The 21250-nt window shown below is 45.4% G+C and carries 18 protein-coding genes and 1 pseudogene; 18 read left to right on the forward strand and 1 reads right to left on the reverse strand.

The annotated features are described in order from the left end of the window. The 13 genes from EHW56_RS15415 to EHW56_RS14945 form a co-directional block, all read left to right on the forward strand. A partial coding sequence (locus EHW56_RS15415) for a glycosyl transferase (RefSeq protein WP_102504739.1) occupies positions 1-102 on the forward strand: 102 nt, incomplete at its 5' end. Positions 103-129: 27 nt separating this feature from the next. Further along, a complete protein-coding gene (locus tag EHW56_RS15720) occupies positions 130-1170 on the forward strand; it encodes a Gfo/Idh/MocA family protein (protein ID WP_172970022.1) in 1041 nt (346 codons plus the stop codon). A 19-nt stretch (positions 1171-1189) separates the two neighbouring features. Then, positions 1190-2464, forward strand: a complete 1275-nt coding sequence (gene tviB / locus EHW56_RS14895) for a Vi polysaccharide biosynthesis UDP-N-acetylglucosamine C-6 dehydrogenase TviB (RefSeq protein ID WP_152795777.1) — start codon at positions 1190-1192, stop codon at positions 2462-2464. A 39-nt stretch (positions 2465-2503) separates the two neighbouring features. Then, on the forward strand, positions 2504-3079 hold the full coding sequence (locus tag EHW56_RS14900) for an acyltransferase (protein ID WP_152795834.1): 576 nt from the start codon (positions 2504-2506) through the stop codon (positions 3077-3079). A 2-nt stretch (positions 3080-3081) separates the two neighbouring features. After that, positions 3082-4167, forward strand: coding sequence for a DegT/DnrJ/EryC1/StrS aminotransferase family protein (locus EHW56_RS14905; RefSeq protein ID WP_152799654.1), 1086 nt, complete (start codon positions 3082-3084; stop codon positions 4165-4167). Beyond that, positions 4167-5168: a hypothetical protein gene (locus tag EHW56_RS14910; RefSeq protein ID WP_152799652.1), complete on the forward strand. Its 1002-nt coding sequence runs from the start codon at positions 4167-4169 to the stop codon at positions 5166-5168. Before EHW56_RS14905 ends, EHW56_RS14910 begins: the two co-directional genes overlap by 1 nt. Further along, positions 5152-6234, forward strand: coding sequence for a hypothetical protein (locus EHW56_RS14915; RefSeq protein WP_152795783.1), 1083 nt, complete (start codon positions 5152-5154; stop codon positions 6232-6234). The genes EHW56_RS14910 and EHW56_RS14915 overlap by 17 nt, the downstream gene beginning before the upstream one ends. After that, on the forward strand, positions 6234-7409 hold the full coding sequence (locus EHW56_RS14920; RefSeq protein ID WP_152795785.1) for a glycosyltransferase: 1176 nt from the start codon (positions 6234-6236) through the stop codon (positions 7407-7409). The genes EHW56_RS14915 and EHW56_RS14920 overlap by 1 nt, the downstream gene beginning before the upstream one ends. Before the next feature lie 12 nt (positions 7410-7421). Next, positions 7422-8690: a flippase gene (locus tag EHW56_RS14925; protein WP_152795787.1), complete on the forward strand. Its 1269-nt coding sequence runs from the start codon at positions 7422-7424 to the stop codon at positions 8688-8690. A 48-nt stretch (positions 8691-8738) separates the two neighbouring features. Continuing rightward, positions 8739-9860 (forward strand): glycosyltransferase family 4 protein, encoded by a 1122-nt coding sequence (locus EHW56_RS14930; protein ID WP_152795789.1) that lies wholly within the window; start codon positions 8739-8741, stop codon positions 9858-9860. After that, positions 9850-10962, forward strand: coding sequence for a glycosyltransferase family 4 protein (locus tag EHW56_RS14935; RefSeq protein WP_152795791.1), 1113 nt, complete (start codon positions 9850-9852; stop codon positions 10960-10962). Before EHW56_RS14930 ends, EHW56_RS14935 begins: the two co-directional genes overlap by 11 nt. Positions 10963-10973: 11 nt before the next feature. Beyond that, on the forward strand, positions 10974-12041 hold the full coding sequence (wecB, locus tag EHW56_RS14940; RefSeq protein ID WP_152795793.1) for a non-hydrolyzing UDP-N-acetylglucosamine 2-epimerase: 1068 nt from the start codon (positions 10974-10976) through the stop codon (positions 12039-12041). A 9-nt stretch (positions 12042-12050) separates the two neighbouring features. Further along, complete coding sequence (locus tag EHW56_RS14945; protein ID WP_152795795.1) at positions 12051-12803, forward strand: glycosyltransferase family 2 protein; 753 nt, start codon at positions 12051-12053, stop codon at positions 12801-12803. A 95-nt stretch (positions 12804-12898) separates the two neighbouring features. Here EHW56_RS14945 and EHW56_RS14950 read toward each other — a convergent pair whose 3' ends face one another. Continuing rightward, entirely contained in the window at positions 12899-14131 is a 1233-nt protein-coding gene (locus EHW56_RS14950; RefSeq protein ID WP_172970017.1) for an exopolysaccharide biosynthesis polyprenyl glycosylphosphotransferase, read from the reverse strand. 519 nt (positions 14132-14650) lie between these two features. Between EHW56_RS14950 and EHW56_RS14955 the strand changes: the two genes are divergently transcribed. From EHW56_RS14955 to EHW56_RS14975, 5 genes and pseudogenes are all read left to right on the forward strand, one after another. Then, complete coding sequence (locus tag EHW56_RS14955; RefSeq protein WP_172970016.1) at positions 14651-15991, forward strand: capsule assembly Wzi family protein; 1341 nt, start codon at positions 14651-14653, stop codon at positions 15989-15991. A gap of 43 nt (positions 15992-16034) precedes the next feature. Further along, positions 16035-18815 carry an SLBB domain-containing protein gene (locus EHW56_RS14960; RefSeq protein ID WP_227486511.1) on the forward strand — a complete coding sequence of 927 codons (2781 nt, stop codon included), beginning with the start codon at positions 16035-16037 and terminating at the stop codon, positions 18813-18815. Positions 18816-19020: 205 nt separating this feature from the next. Next, positions 19021-19404: a four helix bundle protein gene (locus EHW56_RS14965; protein WP_152799645.1), complete on the forward strand. Its 384-nt coding sequence runs from the start codon at positions 19021-19023 to the stop codon at positions 19402-19404. A gap of 43 nt (positions 19405-19447) precedes the next feature. Further along, the gene (locus EHW56_RS14970; RefSeq protein WP_172970015.1) at positions 19448-20416 is read left to right on the forward strand and encodes a Wzz/FepE/Etk N-terminal domain-containing protein; all 969 of its coding nucleotides are present in this window, start codon (positions 19448-19450) and stop codon (positions 20414-20416) included. Positions 20417-20866: 450 nt separating this feature from the next. Beyond that, a pseudogene (locus tag EHW56_RS14975) lies at positions 20867-21124 on the forward strand (transposase); the annotation flags it as partial. Positions 21125-21250: the final 126 nt, after the last annotated feature.

Here is a 21250-nt window from a genome sequence, read left to right on the forward strand (position 1 = left end):
TTAAAGCAAGAGAAGAGTTTTAAAGCCGGTATTCAACGCAAGCGAATGATGTGCGCGATGGACCAAGAGTACCTGGCGACCGTGCTGGGAAGCCTTTCGTGACGCGGATGTTCATGCGTTTTCCGTGGTATAGCTAAGGACAAAAAAATCCGCATTGCCGTTGTCGGTTGTGGCCGGATCTCAAAAAATCATTTTGGCTCGATTGAGCAGCTAAGCGACGAATACGAGCTAGTTGCAATATGTGATAACAACCTGAATGTTTTGGCTGAGCACCAAGAGAAATACCAAGTACCCGGTTATTTGTCGTTTGACGAATTGCTTGAAAAGGAAAGCCTTGACCTTGTTACGCTATGCACACCATCAGGTATCCATGCTGCACACACCATTAAAGCGGCAAAAGCAGGCATCAATGTAGTAACCGAAAAGCCCATGGCAACCAAATGGGAAGACGGCTTGGCGATGACAAAAGCTTGCGAAGAGGCTGGTGTGCAGCTTTTTGTGGTGAAGCAGAACCGTCGTAATTCGACGCTGCAACTATTAAAACGTGCTATCGACGAGAAACGTTTTGGTGCCATTCATATGGTACACCTCAACGTTTTCTGGACGCGTCCGCAAGAATACTATGATCGCGCAAAATGGTCAGGCACCTGGCATATGGACGGCGGCGCTTTTATGAATCAAGCGACGCATTATGTTGATTTGTTGCATTGGTTAGTCGGCTCGGTTGAAGAAGTGCATGCAATGCTCTCAACCCATCGTAATATCGAAGTCGAAGACACTGGCGTAGTTAACATCAAATGGCGTAACGGCGCGCTCGGCTCAATGGCCGTAACTATGTGCACTTACCCTAAAAATTTAGAAGGCTCAATCACGATATTGGGCGAAAAAGGCACGGTGCGCATTGGCGGAGTTGCAATTAATGACATTCAAGAATGGCAGTTTGAAGAAGCTAAAGACTATGACGCCGAGATTGAGCAAGCGAACTACCAAACCAGTTCTGTGTACGGATTTGGTCACCCGCCGTATTTTCAAAATGTCGCTGATACTTTAAAAGGCCGCGCAGAAGCAGAAACCGATGGCCGTGAGGGCCTTAAATCGCTTGAGCTATTGACTGCTATTTACCGCTCTGGTCGTGATAAGTCGACCGTTGGCCTGCCACTGAATTTATAACAGTAACAAGGTTAAAAAGATGAACCTACAAGATGTGAAGTTTGGCATCATAGGGCTAGGATATGTTGGTTTGCCACTGGCCGTTGAATTCGGTAAGAGCTTCCCCACAATTGGCTACGATGTTAAAGAAGAGCGTGTAAGAGAGCTCTTGGCTGGATATGATTCGACAAAAGAATGTACCGATGAGGAGTTGGTACAAGCCAAATGCCTTACTTACACGAGCCAGCTAACAGATATCGCTAGCTGTAACTTTTATATCGTCACTGTCCCCACGCCCATTACAGAAGAGAAAACGCCGGATCTCACGCCACTAAAAAAAGCCTCAAAAGCGTTAGCGAATGTGATCAGCAAGGGTGATACCGTCGTCTTTGAATCGACAGTTTATCCTGGGGCCACAGAAGAAGTGTGTATCCCAATCATAGAGAAACACTCAGGGCTGGTATTCAACCAAGACTTTTTTGCAGGTTACAGCCCTGAGCGCATTAACCCAGGTGACAAAGTGAATCGCCTGCCGACGATTGTTAAGATCACCTCAGGCTCTACCCCTGAAGCTGCTAAGTTTATTGATACAGTCTATCGTCAAGTTATTACTGCAGGCACCCATCAAGCCTCGTCGATAAAAGTGGCTGAAGCCGCCAAAGTGATTGAAAATACGCAGCGTGATTTGAATATTGCCGTGATCAACGAATTTGCCAAGATTTTTAATAAATTGAAAATCGACACCGAAGAAGTATTAAAAGCGGCAGGCACCAAGTGGAACTTTCTGCATTTTAAACCGGGCCTAGTCGGCGGTCACTGTATCAGTGTTGACCCTTACTACCTCACATATAAAGCGCAAGAAACGGGTTATCGGCCCGAAGTGATTCTTGCTGGGCGTCGGATTAACGATGGTATGGGCGAATATGTAGCGACTCAGCTAGTTAAAGCGTTATCGCGTCGTAAAATCCATATTGATGAAGCACGTGTGTTAGTCATGGGGATCACCTTCAAGGGCGATTGTCCTGACGTGCGGAATACCAAGATTGTTGATATTATCAGCGAACTTAAAGATTTTAATATGGGCGTTGATGTCTACGATAGTTGGGCGAACCCAGCTGAGGTAAAAGATGAGTACGGCATTGAGCTTATCAGCCATCTATCCCCAGGCACCTATGACGCGATTATTTTGGCCGTCGATCACTCTGAAATGAAACTGATGGGTGAGGCTAAATTGCGCGCTTTAGGGAAACCTGATCATGTGCTTTATGATGTGAAACACGTACTGCCTCTCGGTGACTCAGATTTACGTCTTTAATTCTTAACCAGTGAGACGCCAATTGTGGCAGATAAAACCATGGATTATTTTAAGCATGAAAGCGCCATTGTTGATGAGGGCGCACAAATCGGAAGTGGCTCACGAGTGTGGCATTTTGCTCACGTTTGCAGTGGTGCCAATATAGGCAAAGGTGTCTCGCTGGGTCAAAATGTCTTTGTCGGCAACAAAGTCACTATCGCGGACAACTGCAAAGTACAAAACAATGTCTCGGTGTACGACAATGTGCATTTAGAAGATGGCGTGTTTTGCGGCCCAAGCATGGTGTTTACCAATGTTTATAACCCACGTTCCCTTATTGAGCGCAAAGATGAATACAAAGATACCTGGGTAAGAAAAGGTGCCACACTAGGCGCGAACTGCACCATTGTGTGTGGCGTGAATGTGGGCGAATTTGCGTTTATTGGCGCTGGTGCAGTGATCAATAAAGACGTGCCGGCTTATGCTTTAATGGTGGGTGTACCCGCCAAGCAAATCGGTTGGATGAGTGAATACGGTGAGCAACTTGACTTGCCGCTGACTGGCAATGCGCAAACTACCTGTCCTCATACGGGCGACATTTACCAACTGACTGACTCAGTGCTAGAGAAAATTTAATCATGCAATTTATTGATTTAGCTGCACAGCAGGCACAAATAAAAGACAAAATCGATACTGCGATTCAAACTGTATTATCACATGGCAAGTACATTCTTGGCCCAGAAGTGGCGGAGCTAGAACAAAAACTGAGTGAGTTTTGTGGTGCACAGCACTGCATTAGCGTGGCCAACGGCACCGACGCATTACAAATTGCACTTATGGCGCTAGAAGTAGGCCCTGGCGATGAAGTGATTATTCCTGGCTTTACCTACATTGCCACGGCCGAGACAGTCGCGTTACTGGGCGCAAAACCTATCTACGTCGATATTGACGAGCGCACCTACAACATCAATCCAGCTTTGATTGAGCCAGCAATCACCAGCAAAACGAAAGCCATTATGGCAGTGTCGCTTTATGGTCAATGTGCGGACTATGATGCGATCAATAGCGTTGCTGAAAAGTATAATATCCCTGTGATTGAAGACGCGGCCCAAAGCTTTGGCGCTAGCTACAAAGACAAACGCTCATGTAATTTAACCACTATTGCTTGCACCAGTTTCTTCCCTAGTAAGCCGCTTGGTTGCTATGGCGATGGCGGCGCGATTTTCACCAACGATGAGCAGCTTGCGCTGATTATGCGCCAAATTGCTCGTCACGGCCAAGATCGCCGTTATCACCATATTCGAGTAGGTGTAAACAGTCGCTTAGATACACTACAAGCAGCCATCTTACTGCCAAAGCTAGAGATCTTTGCCAAAGAAATTGAGCTAAGAAATAAAGCCGCTAACCGCTACAACCAGTTACTCAGCGAAGCTGGCATTCAAACTACGCCTTATGTAGAAGAGCATAATATCTCGACCTGGGCGCAATACACTATTCGTGTTGATAACCGAGAAGCCATAAAGGCCAAACTCAAGGAGGCGGGTATTCCGACTGCCGTGCACTATCCAATCCCGCTGAATAAACAGCCAGCAGTAGCTGACCATCATGTTCAGTTACCCGCGGGAGATAAAGTGGCCGAGCAGGTGATAAGCTTGCCGATGCACCCTTATTTACGGGAAATAGAACAAACGCTGATATCGAGAGCATTAGTGGAGTTTAACTAGTGGCTATTACAGTAACTCCCAGTAAACAAATATTAAACTATTATCAGATCTTAACGTCATCGCTTTGTACGCTCGATAATGTATCTAACATAAAGATACCTTACCGTAAAAATAAGGTGAAATATAATACCATACAGCCTCTGAAAATAAATCGCTCTGGAGCAGAAGCGAATGGTATATGGTGGTATTCGGAACTTGTTAAAGTATTTAATTATGCTCAAGAAAAAGATCTTATAAAAGATATAATTATCCATGGTAGCTATGGAGACTTTTCTACAACTAACTTCAGTGATCTGGAGGCTACGATAGTTGTCAACGAAAAAGTTTTTTTTGACTCGAGTAAAAAGATTGCGTTTTCAAATTGGCTAGAAAAAAAATTTAATAAACTAATAATCAGAGTTGATCCTATACAGCACCACGGAGCTTTTTTTCTTTGGGATAGTCTTTGCAAACAATACAGTGAGATAATCCTTCCTCTTTCATCCTACAATGCTTGTTGGTCATTGACTGGAGAGTCAGTGGATGTATTTTCATATGATGACATAGAAAGTATAGCTAAAGAGTCGAGAGAACGGTTAGAGAAAACATTAGAGAATCTAAGTAATCCATGGCGAAATTTCTTTCGGTTTGGTTTTAACAATTATGCAATCAAGCGCTATGTGAGCAACCTATTGCTTGTGCCTGCTTTTTATTATCAAAGTCAAGGAAGAGTACTCAATAAGAAAGATGCTATAAATCAATTTGAAAAAGATTTCCCATGCACTTTTTACCGCAGCATTTATGATGCCTCAGTAATAAGGGATAGTTGGTCTAAGCCACCTCGACTTCTAGGTTTTTTAAGAGCTTCTATTATATCGAAAAAAATACCATCAGGACGATTTGATCTGCTCTTACTCGCGACCTTATCTGGAAGAAATAGTCATTTTAAAGAAAATATCTTACCTAGAATGATATTAGATTCAGAAAATCTTTTGGAGTTTTTCATTGAAAATAGTCAATGACCCAGCTGTAATAGATGAAAGTGTCTATTACAGCCAAATTAGTAAGTACTTAGAAAATGTGAAAAATATAGATGGAGTGATATCTATATATCTTATGGGTAGCATTAAAGCACCTGGCCTATCTGATATTGATATTATCGTTGTCGTGACTGATGACTTCGATAATCGACAATCTGGAAGACTTTCAGTTAAAAATATGGATGAAAGAGTATTTTTACATGGTCCAATAGTCGTTCCATATTCCCTATCTAGAAATATCCAGTATGTTTTTTATGCTAGCAACTTACAATGTATATATGGGGAGTCTTGCCTCCAAAAATGGGATGATATAAGTACTGAAGAAAGAAAATTATTAGCTTCATGTTATCTGGTCGATTTTATAGAAAGTCGGTTTCTCCAGTTTTCTCTTTTAGAGGGAGGAGAAGTTGATAAAAGAAGTTGGTTAACGAGAGTCTGGTCCACAGTTCATTCTTTGGAGCTCTATCAGCATGTAGTAAAAGAAGAGCTACCAGAAAAAATAAAAAACATGGAAGCTATTATTAGACAAACACGGTATGATTGGTTAAAAAAAAGTAGCATCCCGAATGAGCTATTTATTGAAGCACTAAAGGCAGCTGAAAAAGCGAATAAATTTATATTCCTTTCTATCCTTGAGTATTATTATGGTGCTCCCAAGTTAAAGAAAGATTTAAAGATAATCTCAGGTGCCAAAAAGATACTTTTCTCCAACGATATTTCTAGTGAGTTATTGAGTTATCGTTCAAAAAACCTCATGGTATTAAAAAGGAAAGTTAACGTTTATGCTGCGGAGCATAAACCCACATACCTTGCTTATCTTCAAGACTATTACGATGTTAAAGTGGAATGGCATCATCCTCCTAACAAAGCGGATAAACTAAAAGCAATAAAAAACAAAAGGAAGGAGCATGTATTCTTTCATCGCTCATGGCTCGATGAGCATGCCAAAGATTCTGGGTCAATGAAAGGTTATATTGGTTTGGATACAAGTGTTAAGTGGACAATAAAAAAAGTTATTGAAAGAGCTTTAGTTGAGTTAGTCGTATAATGCATATTCTCATTCTTCCATCATGGTATCCGTCAAACGCGGATGACGTCCGAGGTGTTTTTTTTCGCGATCAAGCAATAGCTTTGCACAATTACGGCCACACCGTTGGTGTCATTGCTCCGTCAATACGTTCATTACGAACATTAGGGAAACCAAGAAATCAGAACCCTGACTTCGAGAACGATCGGGGTATACTGACTTACCGCGAGGAAGTACTTAGTTTTCTTCCTCGTATCCCGTATGGAAGTTATCTACTCTTCTTAAGAGCAGCAAGAAAACTGTTGAACGCTTATATAAAGAAAAATGGAAAACCTGATATCATCCATGCACATTCAGCAATATTGGCGGGCGCTGCTGGCGTGAAGCTTTCGCAAGAGTTCGAGATACCTTTGGTGTTGACTGAACATAGCTCAGGATTTGCTAGAGGTATTTATGCTAAATGGCAGTTAAAACTAGCAGAAAATGCCATAAAAAAATCAGGTTTAAATATTGCTGTGAGCCCATCGTTAGCAAATATCTTGATTGAGCAGTTCCCTAATATTAATGCACGCTGGAAATGGATACCCAATGTCGTTGCGGCACGCTTCAGTGCAAAAAATAGGTCGTGTAAAAATAATCACATAATCCGTTATTTAAATTTGGCATTGATGACGAAGAACAAAGGTCAAACTGACCTCCTATCTGCGTTTATTAAATTAAATAAAAACAGTCAAACAGTCTTGGAGCTCTGGCTTGCGGGCGACGGTCCGATCAAAGCTGAGTTAATGAAAATAGCCAAAGAAGCTGGAGTCAGCGATAGAGTGCACTTTCTCGGAAAGATAGAGCCTGAAAAAGTGCCTGAACTTTTGGCGCAAGTCGATGTGATGGTGGTATCTAGTCACTATGAAACATTTGGCGTTGTCGCAGCAGAAGCATTGATGGCTGGCATACCAGTAGTAGCAACACGCAGTGGCGGGCCGGAGTGCATTGTAGAAGAAGGAGATGGATTGTTGGTTGAGCCTAAACAGCCTAAAGCCCTAGCAGAAGCAATGTTAGAAATAGGGCAAAATTTAGACCGTTATAAGCCTGCAGTCTTAGAAAAAAACGCACAAGCGAGATTTTCAACCTCAGCAGTTGCTGCTCAGTTAACCACTGAATATCAAAACCTTTTATCTTTCATTCGTGAGTCCAACTAAAGAGAATTTATTTTGATAATCCGCTTAAAAAAAATAGCAAGCGCCTCAGTGGTTCGTCGTAACATTGCAATGACATTGGGTCGCCAGATACTAGCGGCTTTCGCTCAGTTGCTTTTGGTTGTTCTTATTGCTAGAGAGCTAGGACCCGAGGGTAATGGCTATTATGCTATGGCAATCTTAGTACCGACTATGTTAACCAACTTCCTAAACTTGGGAGTGGGGCCTGCAACGGTATACTACGTGAGTCGCGGCGAATTCAATATCCATCAGGCGATCTCAGAGAATCTACAGTTAGCATTTATGATCGCTACTATAGGCATTATCGGCGCCTTGCCGGCTTTGTATTTTTTTGGTGGATATCTTTTTCCTAATGTACCCAACACACTTTTATATATTGGGCTTATCTCTTTTCCTCTATCGCTCCTGTTGGCCTATTTGAAAAGCATATTACAAGGTATAGAAGACTTTGGCGCCTTTAACTTGACTGTCCTTGTTCCACCCTATATTAACTTAATAGGTGTGGCGGTAGTAATATATGGTTTTGATTTAGGTATTTTCGGAGCAATGTTCGCTTATGTTATCGGCCAAGCCTCTGGTTTACTTATCGTAGGCATATTACTAGTAAAGAAAAAACATACTAAAAGTAATGATCCCAAAACTGTGGCTGTCAGAGACTATAAGAAAAGAACACTGAACTACGGTTGGAAGGCTCATTTATCCAATATACTGGCATTCATAAATTACCGATCTGATATTTTTCTCGTTAATTTTTTCATGAACCCAGCAGTCACAGGGATCTATGTTATCGCTGTGCAAATCGCTGAAAAACTTTGGATGTTATCTCAAGCCGCAAGTGCCGTTTTATTACCACGTTTATCAGCAATGCATCACGACCCACAAGCACGATCATCACTAACCAATAAAGGTTTTATTATTGTATCAGTGATTACTGCAGTTGGGAGCATTATTGCGGCCATATTACTATGGTGGCTTGTTGGGCCTGTATTTGGTAATGATTATAGTGCTGCCTTACCCGCTTTTCTATATTTACTCCCAGGTATCATTGCGGGGGCTGGATCACGAATATATTCCAATTGCATAGCCGCAGCGGGTAAGCCAGAGTGGAATATGTATATTTCATTAGCAGTAGTAACTATTAACATAGTTGGGAATATTTTATTAATCCCCGAGCTCGATATAATAGGTGCTGCATTGGCAACAAGTATTGCGTATTGTGCCAATGCAGCGATTAAAAGAATGCTAATAAAAAAATACTTATAGTGGATAAGTACGATAGTTAAAAAAGCAATTAACGAAAAGAGCGTTCACATGAAAAAAACAGCAAACATCGTACTCAATGACTTCACTAACGACAGCCGTGTTTTAAAAACATCGCAAACACTTAAAAAGCTGGGTTTTGTGACAACAGTCGTTGCAATTCATAATGACGGATTAATTGAAGAAGAAAGTGTGCATGGGGTCGCAATAAATCGAATAAAGTTAAGGAGCAGGCCTTGGTCTAAATCAAAGCCTGTTCAACTTATAAAATATTTAGAGTTTTTGTTTCGAGCAGTATGTCGGTTTAGGAATGCTGATATCATCCACTGTAATGATCTTAATGCGTTACCTGTGGGATTATTGATTAAAACGTTTTTTAAAGAGAAAAAGGTTGTTTACGATTGCCATGAATATGAAACTGAAATTAAAGGCTTGTCAGGAGTAGAAAAGGGGATAAGGAGGTGGTTAGAAAGTTTTCTTATTCGCTACGCAGATACGGTTATTACCGTCAGTGACTCGATCGCCAAAGAGTACCAACGTCTTTACTCGATAGACAAGCCCCAATTAGTCTTAAACTGCCCAAGATTTTTTGAGCGCTCAAAAGAAGATTTATTTCGTGAAAGCTTAGGTATCCGTTCAGATCAAAAAATCTTTTTGTACCAAGGGGGATTGAGTCAGGGGCGCGGTATCGAATTATTATTAGAAGCTTTTTCGAACCTTGAGTCTGATAAGAGTGTGTTAGTCTGCATGGGGTATGGTCATCTCGAAGACTTGATTAAGGAAAAAGCTCAGCTGCAGAGTACTATTTTTTTCCACCCTGCAGTTACACCTGAGGTATTGCTACGTTATACCGGCTCTGCTGACTACGGTATTCTTTTCTACGAGGATACTTGTCTTAATCATCGCTACTGTTCTCCTAACAAGATCTTCGAATATCTCATGGCTGGTTTGCCAGTCCTTACTTCAAATCTTTTTGAAATGAAGCGGTTGGTAGAAGAAGAAGGCATCGGTATTGTAGCCGAAGACAATACAGTAGAGGGGTTTAAAAAGGCAGTAGAAGCCTTGTTAAACCAAGACTATGGCGCTATTCAGGAAAATGTATTTAAATCCCGTAAAAAATACTGTTGGGAAGAACAGGAAAATGTTTTAAAAGAGATTTATTATGCGCTCTAATTGTAAAGTCGCCCACCTTACCTCTGTCCATCCTCGCTTTGATACCCGCATCTTCCTCAAGGAATGCACGTCTCTCGCAAGTAATGGTTACACCATGTTGCTGATCGTTGCTGACGGTAAGGGAGATGAAATAAAAAATAACGTGTCAATCTACGATGTAGGTGCAACTAAAGGGCGTTTGGATCGCATTCGTAACGCCCCAGGACGCGTGTTGAATAAAGCGCTAGAGATGGATGCTGATGTTTATCACCTACATGATCCTGAGTTAATCCCAATAGGTTTGAAGCTCAAAAAGCATGGCAAAGTAGTGATTTTTGATGCCCATGAAGATGTGCCTAAGCAGCTGTTGGGTAAACCATACTTAAACAAACCTGCTAAATGGATACTGTCAAAAACCTTTGCTGTATATGAGCGCTGGGCTTGTCGTAAGCTAGATGGAGTGATTGCTGCAACACCATATATACGCAACAAATATATCCAAATAGGCGTAGCATCCATTGATATTAACAACTATCCATTGCTAACTGAGCTTGCAACGTGTGAAGTGGACTGGTCTGTCAAAAATGATCAGGTTTGTTACATCGGTGCGTTGGGAAGAGTAAGAGGGATCAAAGAGATCGTTAAATCGGCTGCTTACAACGAATCAGGCGCCACGCTAGTGATTGGTGGGAGCTTCTCTGAAACAGAGTTTGCAAACGAAGTTAAAGCTGAATCGGGCTGGCAAAGAACCGAACATCTTGGCTGGTTAGAGCGGGAGCAGATCAAGTGTGTGCTTGAGCAGTCGAAAGCTGGACTAGTAACCTTGCATCCGATAATCAACTATTTAGATGCCTTACCTGTAAAAATGTTTGAATATATGGCCGCAGGTGTGCCGGTTATCGCATCAGATTTTCCACTTTGGAAACAAATTATCGAAGGCAACCAATGCGGATTGTGTGTTGACCCACTTGATCCTAAAGCAACTGCCCAGGCGATCGACTATCTGGTGACTCATCCTGTTGAAGCTGAAAAAATGGGACGTAATGGCCAAAGGGCAATCAAAAGTAAATATAACTGGGGTATCGAGGAAAACAAACTTCTCGATTTCTACCAAACACTATAAGACGGTATTCTATGCAAAAAATCCTAACAATCATTGGGGCCCGTCCTCAGTTTATTAAGGCGAGCGTGGTGTCGCGTGCAATTCAGCAAACAGCAGACATCGAGGAGATTATTCTTCATACGGGCCAGCACTTTGACTCTAATATGTCAGATGTCTTTTTTAATCAATTAGGCATTCCGAAACCAGATATACAGCTTGATATCCACGGCGGCAGCCATGGAAAGATGACCGGGCGTATGCTTGCAGAAATTGAGCAGGCTTTGTTGACCCATAAACCAGACCGTGTGTTGGTGTATGGTGATACTAACTCAACACTCGCAGGCGCACTTGCAGCTGCCAAGTTGCATATCCCCGTCGCCCATATTGAGGCTGGCTTGCGCAGTTTTAATATGCAAATGCCAGAAGAAATTAATCGGATTTTGACTGATCAGATTAGTGATTTACTCTTCTGTCCGACAAATACAGCGGTTGCTAACCTTAAAAACGAAGGCTTTACTGATAAACCAGTAAAGATTTTACAGGTAGGGGATGTCATGCAAGATGCAGCAATTCTTTTTGCAGAAAAAGCGCAAGCACCGCACGGAACGCTCCCAGATTCCTTTATTCTTGCAACCCTTCATCGAGCCGAAAATACTGATAATCCAGAGCGGTTGGCTGCCGTAGTAACAGCGCTTAACGAGGTCAATGCAACTATTGCTCCTGTTGTGCTTCCTCTGCACCCTCGGACGCGTAGACTGATCGCCGAACAGGGTCTTGAATTGAGTGTTCATCTTGTCGATCCAGTCGGTTATTTTGAAATGGTTTGGCTACTCGATCACTGTCAATTGGTATTGACGGATAGCGGTGGTGTGCAGAAGGAAGCGTTTTTCTTCGGTAAAGCTTGCGTGACAATGCGCGATCAAACTGAGTGGGTAGAGCTAATAGAAGCTGGCGCTAACGAGCTAGTAGGTGCTAGTCAGAGTAAAATCATCAATGCGACGAAACGCCACTACGGACGATACGTTGAAGATACCGAAACTCTCTATGGTGGTGGTTTAGCCTCCCAAAAAATCGTTCAAACACTTGCTACTAACACGTAATATATCCCCATGCCCAACAACCATCCACTTGTCTCAATCATCATGCCATCGTTCAATGCGGCTCAGACCATTAGTGAAAGCATTGAAAGCGTATTGGCACAGACCTATACAAATTGGGAGCTAGTCATCGTCGATGATCAGTCAACCGATAGTACATGGTCGCTGATCAATCGTTACGCACAATCTCACGCTAATATTCACGTGTATCAAAACAGTGACAATTGCGGGGCAGGTGTGAGTCGTAATTGCGCCATCGAGAGAGCGCAAGGCCGATTTATCGCCTTTCTTGATGCAGACGACGTGTGGGAACCAAACAAGCTGACAGTACAAGTAGGGGTGATGCTAAAAAATGGTTACCCATTCACCTACACTCACTACACCAAATTTAAAGGCAATCAATTATTATCAACGATTAAAGCGCCAAGCCAAGTCACATACTCCCAGCTACTATACAGCAACGTGATTGGTTGCTTGACGGCAATGTACGATACCTCGGTACTCGGTAAACGTTACATGCCGTTGATTCGTAAAAGGCAAGACATGGGATTGTGGTTAGATATTTTGAAAGACATCCCTGCCGCGCACTGCATTCCAGAGTCATTAGCCAAATACCGTATCGACACAGGGATGACCGCCAACAAACTCACCGTACTATCCTACCAGTGGCGCTTTTATCGTGACGTCGTCAAACTACCGATATTACAAGCTATCTCCGTATTTTGTGTTTATGCCATCAAGGGGTTTTTAAAGCACAAAGTGTAGCAGTTATCGCCTCTTCAACCCCTCGATACAAACCTTTCAAAACTCACTTAGTCGTACTCATACATGGTGCTAGCGTCTAGATGATAGGTATTTTGCTATTTTGCGCCAAAACCGGTGATCATTGTTTTGATTGTTTTAAGCACAATATTCATATCCAGCCAAAACGAAAAGTGCTTGATGTAGTAAAGGTCGTAAGCGAGTTTTTCTCTCGTTGACGCAGTATCATCCGCATACCCCTGCACCGTTTGTGCCCAGCCTGTGATCCCGGGTTTAACCATATGGCGATACCCATAAAACGGGATTTCCTGCTCAAACTGTTTCACAAAGCTTTCCTGCTCCGGCCGTGGGCCAATAAGTGACATCTCGCCTTTAAGCACATTAAAAAACTGCGGCAACTCATCAATCCGAAACTTACGTATAAACTTGCCAATACGCGTTACCCGAGCGACTTCCTGCGAGGCGAATTTGTCATCTGCGTCGGCAGATTTTACCGACATACTACGAAACTTATAGATCCGAAACGGTTGCCCACCTTGGCCGACACGTTCTTGTACAAACAAAGCTGGACCTGGGCTTTCTAGCCGAATCAAGATCGCCGTCATCGCCATCACAATCAGCGTTAATGGAAAAGTCATGACAATAAGTGCCGACTCCCATACCCTCTTAATATTTTGATAAATCGGATTCGGCGTCAACGTACCAATTGCATTTTCAGACAGGTGCGTTGTTTGCACTTTGCCCTCAACCATCTCTAAGATACTTTGTGAATGGAAGACGGGGATATTATTAATACTGCAATCGGCGATGAACTTTTCTTGCGCCTCGGTCAAAGGGCCGTGCAGATCCACCACTAAGCCGTCACCAATGGTGCTAAACGATAACGCCTTGTCCAACTTGCTTACATGTACGCGAGTGTGTTTTGCATTAAGCGCATCGATATCAAAGTTGTCTATAGCCGTCAGTCGCAGTCGCGTCTTATCTTTCCTAAACACAACCACAAAGTACATCCAAATGGTTTGAATGATAAACGCATAGACAATCACTTCCCTGGAATACTCAAGTCGCAGTAGCAAAATGATCGCCATAACACCCGCATAAACCGAGGCAATGACCGGTAAAATATAGTATTTACGGTCGACCAGCAAAAAGTTGGTGATCTTAGGTACTGTAATGGCGGTACATAGATACGCAAAACTGACCAACCAAAAACTATTAACCACAGTGAGAGGCAGCGACTCACGCAAGCCGGTGATAAGGTGAATAACCAATAAGGTGCCGATCACACCGACAGTGTGATTAAATAATGAACTATTGAAGAGGCGTTGCACTGGTTGAAATCCGCTAATTATCAAGGTGGTGATAAGTTACCACAAAATAGTTAACGCGTGCACAGCCTGCATTCGGAAAGAGCAAAATCCCCAATGCGAGCGCGAGGCTGCTTTTTCTAGTCTCTAGCCTCTAGTTTCTAGAAGCGAAGCGTCTCATCTCTTTCCGTATTCCCATACCGTGATCTATCCCTTTTTTTTACGACACAATTGAAGACAAAGCAGTCAAACTGATCTTATCAAGTGATTTCTCACTGATTTCCACTTTAAATGACCGCTGAGCTATGTAGAATACGTCAGACATTTGACGCACCGCGCTGGGCATGATGAAGCAAGCGCTTTTCACTGTGCAGAGTGGTGCGGAATCAATCTAGTGACAGCAATATTGAGTCAGCCGCGTACAGGGAGAACGACACTTCATGGCGGTAGCGTGCCTAAACGGCAATGGCAGACACCAAGTTCACGACTTTCCTTCTTTAATCGCAGCGTTGTTACATATACCCAATGAAACATTTAACATGGATGAATCTGACATTGCCTCGTAGTGGCTGTGGTCAAAAGCTGGCGATGTGCATACTGCTGATGAGCACGCAGGTGGGGGCGTCACCTTGGCTGGAAGCTAATGACCCTTTTCTCCGTGCCGATCTGACTGCCTTATCCGATGCCGGTGAGCTTGATGGCCCAATCAATCATTACCCGCTGCGCTGGTCCAGCTTTTACGATGACACCGAGCCGCGGCAACAATGGAGTAACCGCCAGCCAAAGGCGACATCGGCACGCGACCAAATGCTCAACACCGCCCGCAACCATGTCCGTTACCGTGGCCAAGCTGCCAAATTCAACCGTGCCCCCATCGAATTCGACCTGTATTGGGCTAACGATCCGGCCACTGCAGTCGACTACGGCGACACCCCGCGTCATGAATGGCTGATTGGGTCGGCGTATCAATACATGAGCAAACGCTTTGCCTTTAAAGTGGCCAATCAATACCGCCGTGATGCCAATGGCGATAAAGACTACACTTGGCAAGGCTCTTATTTGGCATTAAACGATGGCCGCTGGCTGTTTACCCTCGGCCAAATCGACCGCTGGTGGGGGCAAGGATGGCAACATAACCTCATCTGGGGTAACCAATCGTCTCCCGCACCCAGCGCCTCAGTGAGCTACTTAAGTGATCACACGCCGTTACTGGGCTTTTGGTCGTTTGAAGCTGTCTACCAGCTGCCCGACAAAACCGGTTACGACACCCACTGGGCAGCACGTCTAGTCAGCCAGCCGATTCGGCCGTTTCAACACGGGCTCAGCTATCAAAAATGGCAAGATCCAAACGGCACACGACAAGTCAGCGAACAATGGGCATGGGATGCCAAGCTTGCCCTGCCAGCCTTTGATTGGCCCGTCGCTCACGCACTCTACACCGAACTGGCCAGTAACTACCAAGGTGAAGAGCTTGCCACCAGTTTAATCGGCTGGAGTGGGCAAACCGAGATTGCGCGCCAAAGTGTGCGCCTGGTGCTTGAGCAGCAAACCACGCACGATGGCTTTGAATCCTCGCTAGCAGACACGCCAGCTGTTGACCAGCAGGTGTCTTCGGATCAATTAGGGGGCAACAGCACCACGTATGGACTAGACAACAGCCGGTCGGTGGCGGTGTATGCCCAATTAAGCAACGATCACGCCATCAAGCTAATGCTAGCCGATCGTGAACAAGCCACTCACAACTGGCAAGAAATAGAAGCCAGCTATCGCCTGCCCGTGGCAACCGCCATGGTCACACTAGGTGCCAGCCGAACGGACGACGCTGCGCCTTATGTATCAGAGGCCAATACGCGCGTCTGGCTAAAATACCAGCTGCGGTTTTAACGGCAGCCATCACTGATAATAATAAGTACGGATCACGCTCATTATGTTAACGCTTTCATCTTCCATTACTCGGCCGCTCGGCGCTACCGTTATGCGCGGTATGACCCGTTGTGCCCCCGCGCTATTGTCCTGTGCACCAGCATTGTTACTCGGTGCAGCGATGCTCACAACGGCCCCTCATGCCGAGGCAGCGACCCCCACCGCCAGCCAGCTTCAGCAGTTAAAACAACTACCAAGAGCGCAACAAGAGCAACTTGCTCGGCAATACGGGGTGGATTTAGATAGCTTATCGACCAACAACAGTGACAAAGACGCCCAAAACGCCAATAAAGCGCCTGACACCCCCGAGCGCATCGGCGGTGAGCAAAACCAATCGGATAACGTACGGCACCCAGGCAAGGCCTCAAACCAAGATGATGATGCACTAAAACCCTTTGGCTATGCCTTTTTTGATGGCAAACCGGCCTCCATGGCCTCAGTGGACGACTTACCGCTGCCGAATGATTACCAAATCGGCCCAGGTGACACCCTCGATATCCAAGTGTTCGGTAAAGAAAATCAGCAGTACGATCTCACGGTCAAGCGCGATGGCAATATCCATTTCCCCAAATACGGCCCCATGCAAGTGGCTGGACAAACCTTTGGCAAGGTGCGCGAACAAATTAAAGCCATGTTTGAGCAGCGCGTCATAGGGGTGGATGTCACAGTAGGCATCGGCGCCATGCGCACCATGCAAGTCTATTTAGCAGGCGATGTAAAGCAACCCGGTGCGTATACTGTTAACGGCTTAACCACGGTGACCCAAGCCTTACTGGCCAGTGGGGGAATAAAAACCAGTGGCTCACTGCGTAATATTCAGCTAAAGCGCAATGGCAAGATCATTGAAACCTTAGATTTATACGACTTGCTGCTTGCCGGTGATAGCAGCAACGACGTGCGTCTGTTAAAAGGCGATACCTTGTTTGTGCCCGCGCGCGGTGCCCAAGTGGCCGTTGAGGGTGAAGTGCTGCGCCCGGCCTTGTATGAGCTCAACGGCTCGACCACGCTAAGTAAGGCCATTAACATGGCGGGTGGCGCATTACCAGAAGGGTACTTGTCTAGCGTTAGCGTTAAACGCGTGACCGAATCGGGCATTCAGCAGTTTAGCTTGGACATGAGCACCGCCAAGGGCCAAGGCTTTACCGTGAAAAACGGTGATGACATTAAAATTGCCAAAAGCAACGATGCACTCGATAATGCCGTGGTGCTGCGTGGCGAGGTGGTCCGCCAAGGCGCGTATAACTTCGAGCCGGGCATGACCATCGCCGATCTCGTTAGCAACACCCAACGTGACCTAAAACCCACCGCCGATCTCAATTATGCGCTGGTAGTGCGCGAAATCGACGCAGAGCGCAACATTGAAGTGTTGCAATTTAAACTGGGCCAAGCCATTGATCATCCCAACTCGTCCGATAACTTGCGCCTGCAACAAGGCGACCAGGTGTTTGTGTTTAACAACGGTATCGACAGTACCTTTTGGGATAAGACGCCATCCATCGAGGTTGATGATGACACCCGAGAAAGCCAGAGCCGAGTTACATTAAGCAAAGGGCATCGTAATACTCGCCCATCTCAGTTTGGTGAAAGGCAGCAAGACGACGTGTATATTGATCCGGCCACCGGCGCAGAAGTCCAAACACAAAACCAGCAAAATCAGGCTACATTAGCCAAAAAACTGGCAGAGCGCGATGACGAAGGTGAACGCTCGCTACGTGAGCAAGAGCTTGAGCCCATTATCGAGCGCTTAAAAGATCAAGCCAACAACCAGTACAACGCGGCGATTGTTGAACTGGGTGGCGCGGTGAAATACCCGGGCGTCTACCCACTGCCGGCCAATGCCTCGTTTGAGCAATTGCTGGATGCCGCCGGCGGGTTGACCGAAGCCGCGTACTTGCGGCAAGCCGAAATTACCCGCCGCCAAGTAGTGGATGGCCGTTTAACCGTGCGTCATTACCCTATTGATGTAAGTAAAGCCATCAAAGGCGAAGGGCCACAGTTAACGATTCAACGCCAAGACCGAATCAATATCAAAACCAAGCCCAATTGGCACAAAGACAATACCATTGAGCTACAAGGCGAAGTGCGCTTCCCTGGTGTGTATGCCTTTGAACGTGGCGAGACCATTAAAGATGTGATTGAGCGTGCAGGCGGGTTGACGGAGTTCGCTTACCCTAAAGGGTCGGTGTTTAGCCGCGAACGACTCAAACGCCAAGAAGAAGAGCGCCTAAAAATGCTCAACCGTCAGCTGCAACAAGAAATCAGCAGCCTGGCCCTGCGCCGCCAAACCAGCAGCGCCCAATATACAACTAGCCCGTCAGAAGCCTTATCATTAGCCGAAGAGTTACAAAACGCCGAAGCGGTGGGCCGCATGGTGATCTCACTGCCACGCGCCCTCAAAGGCGATGAAGTCGCCAACATCATGGTGGAAAGCGGGGATAAGCTTTACGTGCCACCCAAAAACCCGGTGGTCAGCATTATGGGCGAAGTGCAATTTACCTCAAACCAGCTGTTTGAACCGGGCATGACCGTCAGCGACTACATTGAATCCGCCGGCGGCACCAAACAACAAGCCGACACCGACCGCATCTACGTCGTCCGCGCCGACGGCTCAGTGATGATGCCAAACAACAGCTTCTGGTTCAGCCGTAGTCAAAAACAACTCGAACCCGGCGACACCATCATCGTCCCAATCGACACCGACTACCTAGACGGCCTAAGCACCGCCTCCACCGCCACCCAAATCCTCTACCAAATGGGCGTAGCGTGGCAAGCGGTTAAGGATTGAAGCGGGGAAAGCAGTCTAGAGCTTAGATCCTAGGGCCTAGGGCACGCATTGAACTTTTGCTCTTTGCGTGCTCTGTATTCATTCATCGATAATCGGGAATGGGAATACGGAGCGCTTCGCTTACGGAGTACGGAGAAGGGCAATAACCGCAGTACATGTGTAAGATGCTTTTTCAATAATCGGCGCTCTTAGATAAGGAAATTTATTGAGATTCAAAAAGTTAAAAGTCTGGCAAAGCGCATGTCGTTTATCTTGCGATATTTATAAGACAATGCGTACCTGTAACGACTACGGCTTTAAAGATCAAATCACTCGCTCTGGTTTATCAATACCATCGAATATCGCAGAGGGCGAAGAAAGAGAGTCTGTTAAAGACCAACTGAGATTTCTCAATATTGCAAAGTCGTCAACGGCGGAGCTCATTACTCAAATTTATATAGGCATAGAGATTGGATATATAGAAAAAACGGCAGGGTTATCATGGATAAATGATGCTGAAACCATTGCAGCGAGTATCGGGCGACTATCCAAAACAAAGCAAACGCGGATAAACGAAGATCCCGCTGACTATATGCACCCCGATAACTAGTCTTTTTCTGTATTCTGTATTCCGTAATCATTGAATCAAACTTATGAACTCAAATTTAAAAGAACACTACACACACCCCCCCATCCCCCCAATGGCAGCCGATGACGAAATCGACCTCCGTGAGCTTTTTGCTGCTTTATGGCAAGGCAAGTGGTTGATCATCGCGATCACCTTTGTATTTGCCGTGGGTGGGGTGGGGTATTCATTATACCTCCCCAATACCTACAAATCTGAAGCTCTACTCGCACCTGCTAATGAGCAAGGCGGTGGTGGCTTGGCCAGTATGGCCGGGCAGTTGGGAGGCTTGGCGTCGTTAGCGGGGGTCAACCTTAGCAGCGGTGGCGGCAGTGAAACGCAAATAGCGCTCGCCACGCTAAAATCGCGCCAGTTTATTAGCGAATTTGTACATGCTAATCAGCTGGAAGTACCGCTAATGGCGACAACAGGCTGGGATCAAGAAACCGGCGAATGGCAAATCGATCCTGAGCGTTATAACCCTGAAACAAAAACTTGGTTAAAGCCTGAAGGCGATCGGGTAAACAAACCGGCAGCCCCCACCGACTGGGAGCTTTACAAAGCGTTTTCTGAGTTGCTGGCGATTAACGAGCAAAAAGATAATGGCTTAGTGACCATTAGCTTTGAGTCAGAATCGCCAATACTGGCACAACGCGTGACTGAAAAGTTGGTGGCCGCGATTAACGCGAGAATGAAAGCTGACAAACTACAAGAAACCAACACTAATATCGCCTACTTGCGCCAACAGCTAGAAAACACCAACCTTACCCAAATGCAGAATGTGTTCTACCAGCTGATTGAAGAGCAAACGAAAAGCTTGATGCTGGCTGAAGTGCAAGACGAATTTGTGTTCAAAACCGTCGACCCGGCCATCGTCCCCGAAGAAAAAGCCGGCCCGAAACGTGCGTTGATTTGTGTGCTGGCAACGCTACTTGGCGGCATGCTAGGGGTAGCGATTGTGTTGGTGAGATTTGCGTTTAGAAGGGATGAAGAGTAAGACGCTTCGCTTCTGGATACTAGAAACTAGGAAGAGCGCGCATCGGGGCTTTTGCTCTTTCCGTACTCTGCATTCAGTCATCGGTATTCGGGAACTGGAATACAGAGCGCTTCGCTTACGGAATACGGAAAAGAGCGGGCCGTGCACGCATTTACTCGTTCCCACGCTCCTGCGTGGGAATGCATACGGAATTTGAACCATGAACTGAAATCGGTACGAAACCACCAAGCCACACTTCCTACGCCTGGCAGGGAAAACCAGGGAAAACGCATGAGTGTGCCGTGGAGCACAGAGGTTAACTCAAGGTTAACCATTTGAGCGTAAGCTTAAGAAGAGATGAAGGTAGGCCCTTCAAAGTCTACTGTCGGAAGTCGGCTTGTAGTGGCATAGTGAATTTGGCCACCTGATTAGAGGTGTTAAGATACGCCTCATAGCATGACAGGTGAAACCATGACCAAACGCACAAGACGTACTTTCAGCGCTGAATTTAAACGTGAAGCCGCTGAGCTTGTTCTCGAACAAAACTACACGATTATCGAAGCAGCTACTGCCATGGGCGTGGGCAAATCCACCATGGACAAGTGGGTAAGGCAACTCAGACACGAGCAACAAGGCGTTACGCCTCATGCTTCCCCCATCACAAAAGAGCAAATTGAAATTCGGGAGCTAAAGAAAAAGCTGGCGCGTCTTGAGGAGCATAATGACATCAGGGAAAACGCATGAAGATCCGCGCCATGCCTGGGCTATCGATTTAATGACTTATTTATCAATTAAAGCTTAAAACCGTGCGTTGTACCATGTTTATTAATTAAAATGAGTGAAAATAAAGGATCA

Origin of the sequence: Salinivibrio sp. VGrn1 (assembly GCF_009377995.1) — a bacterium.
In the GTDB taxonomy this organism is placed as follows: domain Bacteria; phylum Pseudomonadota; class Gammaproteobacteria; order Enterobacterales; family Vibrionaceae; genus Salinivibrio; species Salinivibrio siamensis.

Coding starts and splice junctions, on each gene's coding strand:
- EHW56_RS14955 (WP_172970016.1), top strand. CDS start 14,651: ATGAATCTGACATTGCCTCGTAGTGGCTGTGGTCAAAAGCTGGCGATG.
- wecB (WP_152795793.1), top strand. CDS start 10,974: ATGCAAAAAATCCTAACAATCATTGGGGCCCGTCCTCAGTTTATTAAG.
- EHW56_RS14945 (WP_152795795.1), top strand. CDS start 12,051: ATGCCCAACAACCATCCACTTGTCTCAATCATCATGCCATCGTTCAAT.
- EHW56_RS14930 (WP_152795789.1), top strand. CDS start 8,739: ATGAAAAAAACAGCAAACATCGTACTCAATGACTTCACTAACGACAGC.
- EHW56_RS14905 (WP_152799654.1), top strand. CDS start 3,082: ATGCAATTTATTGATTTAGCTGCACAGCAGGCACAAATAAAAGACAAA.
- EHW56_RS14935 (WP_152795791.1), top strand. CDS start 9,850: ATGCGCTCTAATTGTAAAGTCGCCCACCTTACCTCTGTCCATCCTCGC.
- EHW56_RS14900 (WP_152795834.1), top strand. CDS start 2,504: ATGGATTATTTTAAGCATGAAAGCGCCATTGTTGATGAGGGCGCACAA.
- EHW56_RS14960 (WP_227486511.1), top strand. CDS start 16,035: ATGTTAACGCTTTCATCTTCCATTACTCGGCCGCTCGGCGCTACCGTT.
- tviB (WP_152795777.1), top strand. CDS start 1,190: ATGAACCTACAAGATGTGAAGTTTGGCATCATAGGGCTAGGATATGTT.
- EHW56_RS14920 (WP_152795785.1), top strand. CDS start 6,234: ATGCATATTCTCATTCTTCCATCATGGTATCCGTCAAACGCGGATGAC.
- EHW56_RS14970 (WP_172970015.1), top strand. CDS start 19,448: ATGAACTCAAATTTAAAAGAACACTACACACACCCCCCCATCCCCCCA.